Annotated in this window: 15 protein-coding genes; 4 read left to right on the top strand and 11 right to left on the bottom strand. The window is 67.3% G+C overall.

Annotation, left to right across the window (positions count from 1 at the left end):
* Positions 1 to 127 precede the first annotated feature (127 nt).
* The 3 genes from ACFOW8_RS08065 to ACFOW8_RS08055 are packed head-to-tail and all read right to left on the bottom strand — an operon-like array spanning position 128 to position 1,352.
* The gene (locus tag ACFOW8_RS08065; protein ID WP_378547673.1) at positions 128 to 931 is read right to left on the bottom strand and encodes a BRO family protein; all 804 of its coding nucleotides are present in this window, start codon (positions 929 to 931) and stop codon (positions 128 to 130) included.
* Positions 928 to 1,080 (bottom strand): hypothetical protein, encoded by a 153-nt coding sequence (locus ACFOW8_RS08060; protein ID WP_378547670.1) that lies wholly within the window; start codon positions 1,078 to 1,080, stop codon positions 928 to 930. Before ACFOW8_RS08060 ends, ACFOW8_RS08065 begins: the two co-directional genes overlap by 4 nt.
* On the bottom strand, positions 1,077 to 1,352 hold the full coding sequence (locus ACFOW8_RS08055; RefSeq protein WP_378547667.1) for a helix-turn-helix domain-containing protein: 276 nt from the start codon (positions 1,350 to 1,352) through the stop codon (positions 1,077 to 1,079). The genes ACFOW8_RS08060 and ACFOW8_RS08055 overlap by 4 nt, the downstream gene beginning before the upstream one ends.
* Positions 1,353 to 1,565: 213 nt before the next feature.
* Between ACFOW8_RS08055 and ACFOW8_RS08050 the strand changes: the two genes are divergently transcribed.
* From ACFOW8_RS08050 to ACFOW8_RS08040, 3 genes are all read left to right on the top strand, one after another.
* Entirely contained in the window at positions 1,566 to 2,165 is a 600-nt protein-coding gene (locus ACFOW8_RS08050; protein WP_378547664.1) for a helix-turn-helix domain-containing protein, read from the top strand.
* Between the two features lie 463 nt (positions 2,166 to 2,628).
* Positions 2,629 to 2,952, top strand: coding sequence for a hypothetical protein (locus tag ACFOW8_RS08045; RefSeq protein WP_378547661.1), 324 nt, complete (start codon positions 2,629 to 2,631; stop codon positions 2,950 to 2,952).
* Between the two features lie 49 nt (positions 2,953 to 3,001).
* Complete coding sequence (locus tag ACFOW8_RS08040) at positions 3,002 to 3,751, top strand: hypothetical protein (RefSeq protein WP_378547658.1); 750 nt, start codon at positions 3,002 to 3,004, stop codon at positions 3,749 to 3,751.
* Here the strand turns inward: ACFOW8_RS08040 and ACFOW8_RS08035 are convergent.
* Entirely contained in the window at positions 3,686 to 5,221 is a 1,536-nt protein-coding gene (locus tag ACFOW8_RS08035; RefSeq protein WP_378547656.1) for a recombinase family protein, read from the bottom strand. The two genes, ACFOW8_RS08040 and ACFOW8_RS08035, sit on opposite strands and share 66 nt — an antisense overlap.
* A gap of 120 nt (positions 5,222 to 5,341) precedes the next feature.
* Between ACFOW8_RS08035 and ACFOW8_RS08030 the strand changes: the two genes are divergently transcribed.
* Positions 5,342 to 6,202 (top strand): alpha/beta fold hydrolase, encoded by an 861-nt coding sequence (locus tag ACFOW8_RS08030; protein ID WP_378547654.1) that lies wholly within the window; start codon positions 5,342 to 5,344, stop codon positions 6,200 to 6,202.
* A gap of 36 nt (positions 6,203 to 6,238) precedes the next feature.
* On the opposite strand, the gene ACFOW8_RS08025 is transcribed toward ACFOW8_RS08030, so the two are convergent.
* The 7 genes from ACFOW8_RS08025 to ACFOW8_RS07995 all read right to left on the bottom strand — a co-directional run bounded on the left by ACFOW8_RS08025 (position 6,239) and on the right by ACFOW8_RS07995 (position 12,686).
* Positions 6,239 to 7,465, bottom strand: a complete 1,227-nt coding sequence (locus ACFOW8_RS08025) for an acyl-CoA dehydrogenase family protein (protein WP_378547652.1) — start codon at positions 7,463 to 7,465, stop codon at positions 6,239 to 6,241.
* A gap of 15 nt (positions 7,466 to 7,480) precedes the next feature.
* Positions 7,481 to 8,362, bottom strand: a complete 882-nt coding sequence (locus ACFOW8_RS08020; protein WP_378547650.1) for an SDR family oxidoreductase — start codon at positions 8,360 to 8,362, stop codon at positions 7,481 to 7,483.
* 24 nt (positions 8,363 to 8,386) lie between these two features.
* Positions 8,387 to 9,262, bottom strand: coding sequence for a MaoC/PaaZ C-terminal domain-containing protein (locus tag ACFOW8_RS08015; RefSeq protein WP_378547648.1), 876 nt, complete (start codon positions 9,260 to 9,262; stop codon positions 8,387 to 8,389).
* An 11-nt stretch (positions 9,263 to 9,273) separates the two neighbouring features.
* Positions 9,274 to 9,708 carry a type II toxin-antitoxin system Rv0910 family toxin gene (locus tag ACFOW8_RS08010; RefSeq protein ID WP_378547646.1) on the bottom strand — a complete coding sequence of 145 codons (435 nt, stop codon included), beginning with the start codon at positions 9,706 to 9,708 and terminating at the stop codon, positions 9,274 to 9,276.
* 16 nt (positions 9,709 to 9,724) lie between these two features.
* Positions 9,725 to 10,942 (bottom strand): lipid-transfer protein, encoded by a 1,218-nt coding sequence (locus ACFOW8_RS08005; protein WP_378547644.1) that lies wholly within the window; start codon positions 10,940 to 10,942, stop codon positions 9,725 to 9,727.
* Positions 10,943 to 11,072: 130 nt separating this feature from the next.
* Positions 11,073 to 11,822, bottom strand: coding sequence for an SDR family oxidoreductase (locus ACFOW8_RS08000; RefSeq protein WP_378547642.1), 750 nt, complete (start codon positions 11,820 to 11,822; stop codon positions 11,073 to 11,075).
* 225 nt (positions 11,823 to 12,047) lie between these two features.
* Positions 12,048 to 12,686 carry a TetR/AcrR family transcriptional regulator gene (locus ACFOW8_RS07995; RefSeq protein WP_378547640.1) on the bottom strand — a complete coding sequence of 213 codons (639 nt, stop codon included), beginning with the start codon at positions 12,684 to 12,686 and terminating at the stop codon, positions 12,048 to 12,050.
* Positions 12,687 to 12,690: the final 4 nt, after the last annotated feature.

Raw genomic sequence — 12,690 nt, 5'->3', positions numbered from 1 at the left:
CCAGGGCGGACCGCCGGGCGCGAGGAAGACTTGAAGCGACGCGCCGCCTGGGCGTACAGGCCGACGACCACGACAGACGCAGCGATCCAGCAGGCCAGGAAGATGGATCCGAAGAGCAGGTAGGTGGTCACGCGGTCACCGCCATCAGTGGCAGCTGGCCGGTCCCGCCGAGCCGCTTGTGCAGCTCAGCCATCCCCTTCGCCGTGATGCGGATCGTCGGCGCAGGCAGGCGCATCTGGCCGGTGCGCTCGTGCAGGAATGGGGTGCCGAGCTTCTCGACCAGACGGCCGATGTCGACCTGGGTCTGGCGCGCCTTCCACGACGATGTGCCGCGGTCCCGGAAGATCCAGCCCTCGGCAGCCATGAACGAGAACAGGCGGTCCCGGCCGATCGAGATGTTCGCGTCGCGGGACAGCACCTTGGAGGCATCGGCTACCGAGTAGTCGCCGGACGACTCGGCCATCGTCGACCAGGCCGACGCCGGGGCTTCGAGGGCGCGGGCGTGCTGCTCGGCCTCTAGTCGTGCCGCATGCTCGGCATCGGCGCGGTCCTCGGCCTCAAGCACCATCTGCGCCAGCGCGCGCCGGTCCGGCAGGGCCGTCGTGGCCGCGTAGCCGCCGGTCTTACGGATGGCGGGGAGGACCTCGGCGGTGATCCAGCGGCGGAAGACGACAGCGCCCGGCTTGTCGGACCGGATGACAACCTCGTACATGCCGGACTCGTTGACGATCGTCATCTGCTGACGGCCGCCAGGGGTGTCGATCAGATCGACACCCTTCTGATCGTCGGCCAGTCGGGCGGTTACATCTCGGGCGTTGCGAATATCCAGCACCGCGCAGAGGTCGGCGAGGACGAACCATGGTTCGCCGTTGATCACGACGGTGCGCACGGTGGAGCCCTCGTATGCGAAGCGAATCAGCTCGGTGCTCATGCCGCGGACTCCTGGTTCTTCCGTGCCTCACGGGCGTACTGGCGCATCAGCCGGACGGCGGGCTCCATGTCCTCGGGCAGACGGAAGTGCTTCATCTGCTCGTCGATCCACGCCTGCATCTCGGGAGTCACCTCCCGCCGGGCGGTCACTGCTCTGCCCCGTCAGGCGCAGCCGACTCGGGTCGCATGATCGAGATCTGCGGGACATCCAGGAATGCCGCCGCTCGCGCGAGCAGCACATAGGTAAGCGGCTTCCGGCCGGACTCGAGGTTGTAGACGTACGACCTCGATATCCCCAATGCCTGGGCCATCCGCAGCGGGGTTACGCCCCGGAGTTCGCGGATCGTGCGCAGGGTTTCACCCACTCGCTGTGGATCGGATTCGCTGGCCAGAGAGTCGGCCGCTGGTGCCCGGTTTGCCATGCCTCGACAGTAAGGTACGAAACCGAAACACGCAACGCATGTTTGCATCTTATTTCGGGATCATCCGACGCATCACATGGCAGATCGCCGCATCTACACGGTCCTAGAGGGCGATTGTGTACGCAATGTTGCGACTGGTTGCCAGGAAATTCGCAGGTCAGGAACATGCCTCACGGCTTGAATTGTTCCTACGTGTTCCCACAAGATGGGTACATGACGGGTAATGATGCTGCGGATGATGCGGCGCGACGCAGGGCGATCGGCGCCGCGATACAGCAAGAGCGGTTGTCCCGCCATCTGAGCGCGAACGCCTTCGCGCGCTTGGCCGGCGTCAACATCCGCACGGTCAGTAATCTCGAGTCGGCCGAGACGTGGCCATGGGAAGCGAATCGGACCAAGATCGAAGCCGCACTCGGCTGGGAGCAAGGAATCCTAGATCGCTGGCGCACGGACCCGAGCATCGATCTGAGCCAGATCGCGGCACGCATTGGGAGCGCGCGGGAAGGCTCCAGCAGTGGGCGGAAGCCACGCTCGGACGCCCCGCTCGTTCAGGTGAAGGCCGACTTCGCGACCGGCGCACTCGGGCAGCTGCGCGCCGCGAACATCGCATTCGCCGCTGAGCGGCTAACCCTGCTACCGGCGGAAGACATCGCCAAGGTGCAGCAGTTCATCGACGCCCTCGGCCGGGCGCGCTTCTCCGACTGGGATGACCAGGGCGATTACGACCTCGCATGGAATCGCCGCGCGAAGCTGGCTCCGCTCTCGCCGACAGACGAGGAAGCCGTCCTAGACTCCCTGGATGACGTCGACTGATCCTCTCGGACGCCAATCAGCCGACCGCCTCGACGATGAGGCCAATGGCGGCCAGCGCCACAGATGGCTGCTCGCCGAGCCTCGTCGCGAAGGATGTCCATTTGCACATCCGAGACACCGTGGCGCGGCACCATATAGACACGACCATCGCGCAGCATGAGCGCGCCGATTTCCAGGAGGCCGTCAGGTGCGATCGACACTCGCCCCACCGGCGGCCGCTCCACCACTCCGATCATGCTGGACAGACGATGGTCGGACTCTCCGGTGTCGTGCACGATGCCCCCTGGCAGCTACACCGCCCCTCCCTGCAGGGCGGACTTTCTGGCGACCACGCTACTCAGCAGCAAGCGCGCCGTTTCCAAGAATGGAAAACCGATAACGTCACAATCCGGTAACCGGCAGGTCGCCCGACGATCGCTGATACATTGCCTCCGATCCACGACAGTTTGAAAGGCGGTGCGGCGTGAGCGAATTCGATGAGCTACGACGACAACTCCGCATTGCCTACGGTGCGGTAATCGAATCCGCCCGCCGGGGTAGATTTCCCACCCAGCTGGCAATGGCCGCTGCTGTCGGCATGAAGCTCAACACCTACCGGCGCACCGAGATGGGCGAGCGCGCGGTCACCGGTCCCGAGCTCGACGTCATCGAGATCGTCCTCGGCCTGGAACCCGGCGCGCTCAAGGCCGAAGCATGGGCGATGGTCCACAACGGCGAAATCCCCTCCCATGCAGAGCGAGCCGCCGACACCTGGCGCAAAGCGCTCAACCCGAAGCGCCGCAGGTAGGCGCAGCGATTCCCCGGTTTCTGTCATACGCAGGCGATACGCTCACCGCGTGTCACCCCTGCTACTAGCCTGCATCCTGCTCGCGGCCTCGAGCGCAGTCGTCCTCGCGCGGATGCGATTCCACTCCGAGTTGAAGTCTGACGATCTCGACTTCCCGCGCTTCACCGCGGCCATCGCCTCTGTCACCGCGGCGACAATCCTCGGCCTCGCCGAATTCGGAGACGACCTCCTCGACCCCGCGGCCGCGCGAATAGGGCTGGGCGAGAATATCTCCGATCTGCTCAAAGGTCTTTACCTGCTGTCGGCGTGCTCCTTCTTTGCCGGACAATCGGCGAATGCCCTCATCGAATCCCTACCAGGTGATAGGACATTCGATTCCCGCCGGTGCTCGCTGATCGCGAGCGCGGTGGTAGCTGTGGCAATGGTGGGGCTGCATCGGACCTCGGATGCCCGCACAACCGCGATCGACGACAACGGCGCACTGGCCGACCCGTCAGGCGTCGCCTACCTCGCAGTCTTCTGGACAGCCATCCTGGTCACCGCGCTGCTCGTCACCGCGGCCGCCGCCGTCGGCGTCCGAGACCACGGCATCCACGGCCAGCTCGCCGGCATGGCGATGGCCGGTGCGGTTGGTGTCGTCATCGCGGCATACGTGCTGTCGCTCCTCGTCATCGACCGCAGCCAGCTCGCGACATGGCTCGGCACCTGGGGTCAATGGTGGACCGTGCCAGGGCTAATCGGCATCACGGCCGCCGGACTGCTCGGCATACCACGTCGGCCAGCGCTTTCCCTTCGATGACACCGCGCCCTCGCCGCGATGCAGCGCGCCCGCCGGGAACACGTCGACATGCAATGGCCCCTCCTGGCCGAAGCCGCCGCGCGGCGCGGGCATGACGACAATCCGCACCGTCTGGCGCAGCACCTCACGCCGCTGGAGCAGGTCATAGTCCTGCCACTTGCGGCGGGGGTCCTTCGCCAGCTCCAGCAGCAGATCTGACGCATACGAGCCGGTGATCGCCGCGATGCGCTCCTCGGCCTCTCGGATCTGATCATCCAGGCCGTCGACATACACCGCGACCAGCTCGGCCCGCATCCTCGTGCGTGCCGCCTCCCGCACGTACTCGGTGCTCTCCTTGCGCAGTTCCTCAATGAGGGCCAGCTCCCTGTCGATCACTTTGGCGCCGTCCTCGGTCTCGCCCAGCATTGACGACACTGAGGTGGTCTCGAGCATCTGCATCAGCAGCTCCTCGACGTGCTCGTCGACTCGCTCCATCCTGCGGCTCACATGACCGAGGCGGCAGCGGTACACCGGCGGGCACGGCTTGCCGACACGAGAAGTCGGCCTCCGAGCACCAACGCCGTCACCGCACACTCCGCACTCGGCGATGTGGGTGCACAAGTACCGCGGCGTTGTGCCGCGATGCAGCTTGCGCTTCGGGTCGGTCAGCAGAGCGACGAGCTGCTGGTGAATCCCGACGTCGAGGATCGACTCCCAGGTCCCAATGCGGCGCACCTCCCCGCGGTGAGTGCGCAAACCAGCGTAGGTCGGGTTGATCAGCATTCGCCGCAGCAACCGCTGATCCACTACGCCATGCTTGAAGGGCTTGCCGCCAGCGGTCGCCCACCGTTCGCCAAACTCCTTCGACAGTGCGTGCATGCTCGCGCCGGCGAGTGCCTGCTCGGCCGCCCATCGGATCACGGCGGCCTGCTCGGGGATCGCGCGGCGCTCGATCGGCTTGCCGGTTAGCTCGTCTCGGATGATCCGGTAGCCGCGGGGCAGGCGGCCGTGGGGCTTGCCGTCCTCGAGCGCGAGACTCACACCGCGGTTGATCGCGTCGGCCAGGTCGTCGCTGTACTCCTCCGCCCGCAGCGCGTCAGCGTTCGCGGTGCGCCGGTCCGCGGTCTGCGACAGGTCGTAGGTGCGGCCGCCGTACCGCCACAGGGAGCCGGTCTCGATGCACAGGCGTCGCAGATCCACATAGTCGTCGAGGTCGCGGTGTGCCCTGTTCGCGGCGAACGTCCAGAGGCCTCGCGCCTTGCCCGCCTGGATTGCCTTGCGTGCCTGCTGGAATCCTGGCCGGTCCTGGACGCGGCGGTAACGCGACGCCGAGAGGTTGTCGCTGAAGGTCGCGACGACGGTGCCCCCGATGCTGGCGATGTCGCGACGGCCGACGCGCTCCTGGTCCTCGATCGACTTGTCGCCGGGCCCGGACTTGCGGAAGTAGAGGACCCAATCCGATGGTGCGTCAACGTTTTCCCTGGTAGCCACACCGCAAGCGTACACCCCCTATTGACAATTAACTGTTGAGAGGATGAGAGCCACCCCGAAACCGTACAATGGCAGGTCAGGAACGCTCCGGAGAGGACACCGTCGTCCAGGAAGGGGTGAATGACGATGACGTCACGCACCGCGAAGCCCGCTGCCCGTCCCGCGCCCGTCGCGGCCCTGCATCTCGGGTCCGGCGACCCGGTACTGCTGTTGCACGGGTTCATGTTGTCGCCGCACTGCTGGGAGCAGGTGGCGCGCCGGATGGCGGCGAGTTGCGAGGTGTACGCGCCCGCGTTCGCCGGGCACTGGGGTGGGCCGCAGGTCGACGGTAGCTCGCTGGATGTGTACGCGCTGGCCGATCAGATCGAGCGTCAGCTCGACGAACTGGGCTGGCGGACCTGTCATATCGCGGGTAACTCGCTGGGTGGCTGGGTCGGGCTGGAGCTCGCGCGCCGTGGCAGGGCCCGCACGCTCACCACGGTGGCCGCCGCGGGTGGCTGGGCGTCACCGTCGCTCAGTCAGGTCCGCATCGGGATGAAGTTCGCGGCGATGATCCCGTTCGTCGAGATCGGCAAGCTGCTCGGTGGCCTGGCGATCAACAATCCGCTGGTGCAGCAGGTGGTCGCGTTCCTGCTGGCCAAGAACACCGGCGCGGTGGCTCGCCGCGACCTGGCCACGACCATCACCGCGGTGCTGCACTGCGACGCGATGCTCCCGCTGATCCTGGGCAGCCTGCGCGCACCGGGCATGGACGATCTCGGTGAGCTCACCGCCCCGGTGCGGATGCTGCTCGCCGAGTACGACCGGATCATCCCCAACCGCGTGTACGCCACCCGCTACCTGCGCGAGCTCCCCGCCTCCGCGGATCGGATCCTGGTGCACGGAGTGGGGCACGTGCCGATGCTGGAGGCGCCGGACCGGATCGCGACGCTCATCGCCGAGCACATCTACGCCAGTCGCGGCCACCTGCGCGCGGTCTGAGCCGCGCGGCACCCGCGCTCGGGGTGCCGCGCGCACTCACTTACCGAGCAGACCCTTGGCGATATGGGTCACCTGGATCTCGTTGCTGCCCGCGTAGATCATCAGCGACTTCGCGTCGCGCGCGAGCTGTTCGACGCGGTATTCGCTCATGTAGCCGTTGCCGCCGAACAGCTGCACCGCCTCCATCGCCACCTCGGTGGCCGCCTCCGAGCAGTACAGCTTCATCGCCGACGCTTCGGCCAGGCTCGGCGGCTTGCCCGCCTTCGCTCGCTCGAGCACGTTGAACACCATGTTCTGCACATTGATCCGGGCGATCTCCATCTTCGCCAGCTTGAGCTGGATCAGCTGGAAGCGCCCGATCTCCTGGCCCCACAGGGTGCGGCTGCGCGCGTAGTCGACGCAGAGTCGATGGCACTGCTCGATAATGCCGAGCGCCATGAACCCCACGCCGATCCGTTCGGCCGTGAAGCTCGCTCGGGCGCTCTCGCGTCCGTCGCCGCCCTTGTGCTCCTCGGTCTCGCCCAGCAGCCGGTCCCGGCCCAGGCGCACGTTGTCGAAGAACAGCTCACCGGTGGGTGAGGAGTGCAAGCCCATCTTCTTGAACGGCTTGCCCTGGGTGAGTCCCTCCATGCCCTTGTCCAGCACGAAGGTGAGCACCTTGCGGTCGCGCTTCTCGGCGCCGTCGCCTTCGTCGAGCTTGGCGTAGACGATCATCACATCGGCGCACGGGCCGTTGGTGATGAAGGTCTTCTGGCCGTTGAGGATGTAGCCCTCGCCGTCGCGCTCGACGCGAGTCTTCATGCCGCCGAAGGCATCCGAACCGGAGTCGGGCTCGGTGATCGCCCACGACGCCACCTTGCGCAGCGTCACGATGTCGGCCAGCCAGCGCTGTTTCTGAGCGAGAGTGCCCCGCGACATGATGGTGGTGGCGCCGAGCCCGATGCTCACGCCGAGCGCCGACACCAAACCCATGCAGACGCCGGACAATTCGCTGATCAGCACCGCCATCATCGACTGCTGCCCACCGAACGGCGAGCCGCCACCGGACTTCTCGCCGGGGCCCGCCGCCTCCTTGGCCAGCATCTTGGCCACGGCGTCCTCACCCATGGCGTCGATCCCGAACTGGCTGAACAGCTTCCGCAGGATCGGGTACGGCAGCATCTCACCACTGTCGAGGGCGTCCAGGTGGGGGCGCACCTCCTTGTCGATGAAGGTGCGCACCGCGTCGCGGATCATGAGATCCGTCTCGGACCATTCGATCATCGTCGTCTCCCGTGCTCAGGGCAGCCGCGCGGCGATGTCGTCGATCGCCCACGGCCCTTCGGTCTCGATGGTCTTCACGTCGTGCCAGCCTGCCAGCTCGGAGATGGCGCCGCCCTGCACGGCGAACACCTTGCCGCTGATCGGGCACTTGTCGGAGGCCAGGTAGGCCACCAGCGGCGAGATGTTGGCCGGGCTGAACGCGTCGAACGAGCCGGACTCCTCAGCCGCGGCGGCCTCGGCGGCGAACATCTCCCCCATGCCGGGAGTGGCCAGGGTGAGCCGGGTGCGGGCGATCGGGGCGATCGCGTTGACCCGCACGCCGTAGCGGCCCAGCTCCTCGGCCGCGACCTGGGTGAGCGCCGCGATGCCCGCCTTGGCCGCACCGTAGTTGGCCTGGCCCGCGTTCGGCAGGGTGACGCCCGAGGCCGAGGCCGTGTTGATGACGGCCGCGTTGGGCTGATTTCCGGCTTTGCTCTGCGCCTTCCAGTAGGCGGCCGCGTGGTGCAGCACCGCGGCGTGGCCCTTGAGATGCACGGCGATCACGGCGTCCCACTGAGCCTCGTCCATCGCGGCGACGAACACATCGCGCAGGATGCCCGCGTTGTTCACCACGATGTCGAGCCCGCCGAACTCCGCGACGGCCTGCTCGATCAGGGTGCGCGCACCGTCCCAGGTCGCGATGTTGTCGGTGTTGGCGACCGCCTCGCCACCCGCGGCGCGGATCTCGTCGGCGACCCGCTGGGCCGGGCCGACGTCGGCGCCTTCGCCCGCGTTGCTGCCGCCGAGATCGTTCACCACGACCATGGCGCCTTCGCGGGCGAACAGCAGCGCGTGCTCGCGCCCGATGCCACGCCCGGCGCCGGTGATCACGGCGACCTTGCCTGCCAGGGAACTCATGGATGACTCCTGTGTATGAGGGGTTCAGTCGGTGATCACGGCGAGACCGTCGCTGAGCACGACGTCCTCCCCGCGTACCGTCTCGAACGCGTAGGTGGTGACGCCGTCGGCGCTGGTGACCGGCCAGATCCGGGTCTGCAGATCGTCACCGGGGAAGACGAGCTCGGCGAAGCGCACCGCGAAACGGCGCAACCGGTGCGTGTCGGAGCCCGCGGTCGCGGTGAGCACACCCCAGGAGGCCATGGCCATGGTGCACAGGCCGTGCGCGATGATGCCGGGCAGGCCCGCGTCCTTGGCCACCTGCTCGTCGAGGTGCAGCGGCACCGGGTCGCCGGAGGCGGGCGAGTACCGGAAGGTCTGGTCGTCGTCGACGTGGTGCTCGACCACAGCGAACGGCGTGGCGGCCCTGCGGCTTTCGTCGAAACGGTGCGCAGGCGCTTGCTTCCCCACCGACCTGCCCGCGTCGATATTGCGGAAGAAGGCGGTGAGATACTGCTCGTTCACCAATTCGCCTGCGGCATCGCGGCATTCGACCAGGATCGTGATGGTACTGCCGGTGGACTTGCTGGTGTAGCCGACGGCCTTCGCCCGCGACGTGAGCACTTCACCCGGCCGGATCGACCGATGGAAGTGGAAGTCCTGCTCGCCGTGCACGACCCGGCCGAAGACATCCAACGGCGCCACGTCGATGACCGGCATCATCATGGCCTCGAATACCGGCACGATGGCGAACACCGGCGGCGCGACGAGACCGTCGCGGTGCGCCTCGATCGGATCGTTGGTGGCGGCGGCGTATTCCGCGATCCGCTCGGCAGTGACCGCGAATTCCTCGGCGTCGCTCCATTTCTCCAGACCGGACTCGTCGAACTCGACGACCCGACCCGCTGCCTGGGATGACATCTGCTCCCGCCCTATGCCGAGGCCAGCGCGTCGAGCTGGTCGAGGGACTTGTCGAGCTGGGTGCGGCCGTCCTTCTCGACGGCCTTGCCGAGCGCGCCCTTGATCAGGGCGCCCTCGAAGTCGCCGGAGACCACGATGGTGCTGCCGGTGCCGTCGGGCCGGATGTCGAAGGTGAATTCGGTCCGCACTCCGGCCATTCCGGCGCCGGTGAGGGTCAGCCGGTTCGGCACCTCGACCGATTTCACCGTCCACTCCATCTTGTTCGCCATGCCGAGCATGACGATCTTGGCGACCAGGCCCGCGCCCTCGGTGAGCACGGCGGGCGGGGACTCCATGAACTTCTCGTGGATGGTGAACCACTTGTCCCAGGTCTGCGGATCCGAGACGACGGCCCACAGGGCCTCGGGGGTGGCGGTGACGGATTTGGTGGCTTCGATGTGTCCCATGTCGGTTCTCCTGCGGTCAGCGCACGGCGCGCTGGTAGGCGGTGACCACGGCGGCGCCGCCGAGGCCGATGTTGTGCTGCAGCGCGGCGGTGACGTCGTCGACCTGGCGTTTTCCCGCGGTGCCGCGCAGCTGCCAGGTGAGCTCGGAGCACTGGGCCAGCCCGGTCGCGCCGAGCGGGTGCCCCTTGGAGATCAGGCCGCCAGAGGGGTTGACCACCCACTTGCCGCCGTAGGTGGTCTGGCCCGCGTCGATCAGCGACGGCGCCTCGCCCTCGCCGCAGAGGCCGAGCGCTTCGTAGAGCAGCAGTTCGTTGGCCGAGAAGCAGTCGTGCAGCTCGATCACCTGGAAATCGTCGGCGCCGAGGCCGGACTGCTCGTAGACCTGTCGCGCGGCGACGACGTTCATGTCGTAGCCGATCAGATTCTTGGCGCTGCCGTCGAAGGTGGAGGTGAAGTCGGTGGTCATCGCCTGCCCGACGATCTCCACCGCCTGGGCCGACAGGTCGTGCCGGTCCACGAACGCCTCGCTCGCCAGGATCGCCGCGCCGGAACCGTCGGAGGTCGGCGAGCATTGCAGTTTGGTGAGCGGGTCGTAGATCATCCGCGAGCCGAGGATGTCGTCGAGCGAATACTCTTCCTGGAACTGCGAATACGGATTGTTCACCGAGTGCTTGTGGTTCTTGTGGCCGATCTTGGCGAAGTGCTCGGCGGTGGCGCCGTATTCCTTCATGTATTCGCGCCCTGCCGCGCCGAACATCCACGGCGCCACCGGGAACAGCACCTCGGAGATCTCGGCCAGCGCCAGCACATGCCTGCCCATCGGCTGCTCGCGATCGTCCCAGGTGGAGGCGAGCGAGCCCGGCTGCATCTTCTCGAAGCCGAGTGCCAGCGCGCAGTCGGCCAGCCCGCCCCGGATCGCCTGTGCCGCGAGGTAGAGCGCGGTCGAACCGGTGGAGCAGTTGTTGTTGACATTGACCACCGGGATGCCGGTCATCCCGAGTTCGTAGACCGCTCGCTGTCCCGATGTCGATTCGCCGTAGACATAGCCGACATAGGCCTGCTGGACCTCGCGATAGTCGATACCCGCGTCGGCGAGCGCACGGGCGCCGGCCTCGCGGGCCATGTCCGGGTAGTCCCAGGCCCGGCTGCCACCGTCGGCTTCGACCACCTGCCTGCGGCCCGGCTTCTCGAACTTCGTCATCCCGACGCCGATCACATAGACCTTGTTCGCCATCGCACTCCCATCCTCACGCTTGGCCACAAACATACAGCGCTGAATGTATCTTCACAACGCTTTCGGGTGACCAGCAGACACGAAAGCCGGGCAGGGCGAACTCTTTCGCCCTGCCCGGCTTTCGCCCTCGTCAGAGAAGTTTGCGGACCAGCGGCAGCGGCAGAGTACGCAGAGCGAAACCGATCGGCACCCATGGCCAGCTCGGCACGTACGCCTTGGCGCGGCGCTTCTCGACGGCGGCGACCATGGCCCGCACGCCGGTCTCGGTATCGACCATGAACTGGGGCTCGTGCTTGATCCGATCGTTCATCTCCGAGCGGATGTAGCCGGGATAGATCACCGAGATATCCACGCCGGGAACAGCTTCGGCGCGCAGCCCCTCGGCCAGCGCGGCGACGCCCGCCTTCGTGGCGGCATAGGTGGTCAGCGTCTTGGGCATGCCGCGCAGGCCGGAGATCGAGGAGATCATCACCAGGTGGCCACGGCCTTGCGCGCGGAAGATCTTCATCGCGGCCTCGGTCTGAGCCAGAGCGGCGAGGAAATTCACCACGGCGGTCTCGCGGTTGGCAGCGTGCTTACCGGTGCCGATCGGCGCGCCCTTGCCGAGGCCCGCGTTGACGATCACCCGGTCGACGGTGCCGAACTCGGCAACGAACTCGTCGAAGACGGTGAACACGGCGGCGTCGTCGGTGACGTCGAGCTGCTTCACCGACACCACGCGCTCGGGATGCGCGGCGAGGATCTCGGCGCGCACCTCGTCGAGCCGCGCGGTACGCCGGGCACACAGGCCGAGGTCGTAGCCGATGGCGGCGAACTGGCGGGCCATCTCGGCGCCGAGCCCGGAGCTGGCGCCGGTGATCAGGATGGTGCCCCGGCTCATGACAGCCCGCGAGCGGGGAGGGATTCACTGAACATGCGTTCACGCTAACCGGTGAACTTCGCCGTCGAGGCGCTTCGTCGACGGTCGGGTTCGTGCGGGCATACCGAGGCCGTCACCGGGACTGCCTGCTGGTTCACCCGCGCCGAGGGGCGGAACCGGCCGGACGGCCCGAGCATCCACCCGATGCGGACGAATCAGCGACCGGCAAGGGGCTGCTCGCCGAAGTCAGCGCGAACCGGTGGCGAGCACGGCCGCGGCGGCGGCGCGCAGGTCCACCATGGCGCGATGCCAGCGGCGATGGGCACGTTCGGGATCGGGGGCGACGAAGTTGGCGACGAGGATGCCGCGGAGCGCGTCCATCGCGGTGTAGGTGAAGTCGCGGGCGCCCTTGCGGTGCAGGTCGTCCGGGAACAGTTCGGCCACCGCGCGCAGCACGGCGGTGTTGACCAGCGGTTCGACCTCGGCCATGGCGGCGGCCAGTACCGGATCGGTGCGGGCGGCCAACCACAACTCCACGGTCGCGATGAACAGCGGTCCCTGGTGCAGATCCCAGAGGAATTCGAGGGCGGTGCCGACCGGATCCGCACCCACCCTGACCTGCGCCACCTCGCTCATGGCAGCCGCTACCCGCCGCTCGGCCAGATGCTTGATCGCGGCGACAACCAGATCGTGCTTGGACCCGAAATGGTGCACCTGCGCGCCCCGGGTGACACCGGCGCGCTCGGCCACCCGCGGCGTGGTCGTCCCCGCGTAGCCGTACTCGACCAGGCAGTCGATGGTCGCGTCGAGCAGCCGGACGCGCATCTCGCTGCTGCGCTGTTCCTGCGTCCGGCGCTGCGGCTTATCGGCTGCGGTGCTGGTCATCGGG

The sequence above is a fragment of the Nocardia rhizosphaerae genome, from assembly GCF_042650365.1.
Lineage (GTDB): Bacteria > Actinomycetota > Actinomycetes > Mycobacteriales > Mycobacteriaceae > Nocardia > Nocardia rhizosphaerae.
The sequence above is the reverse complement of the archived record's forward strand: the minus strand, read 5'-3'. Positions and strand labels throughout refer to the sequence as shown.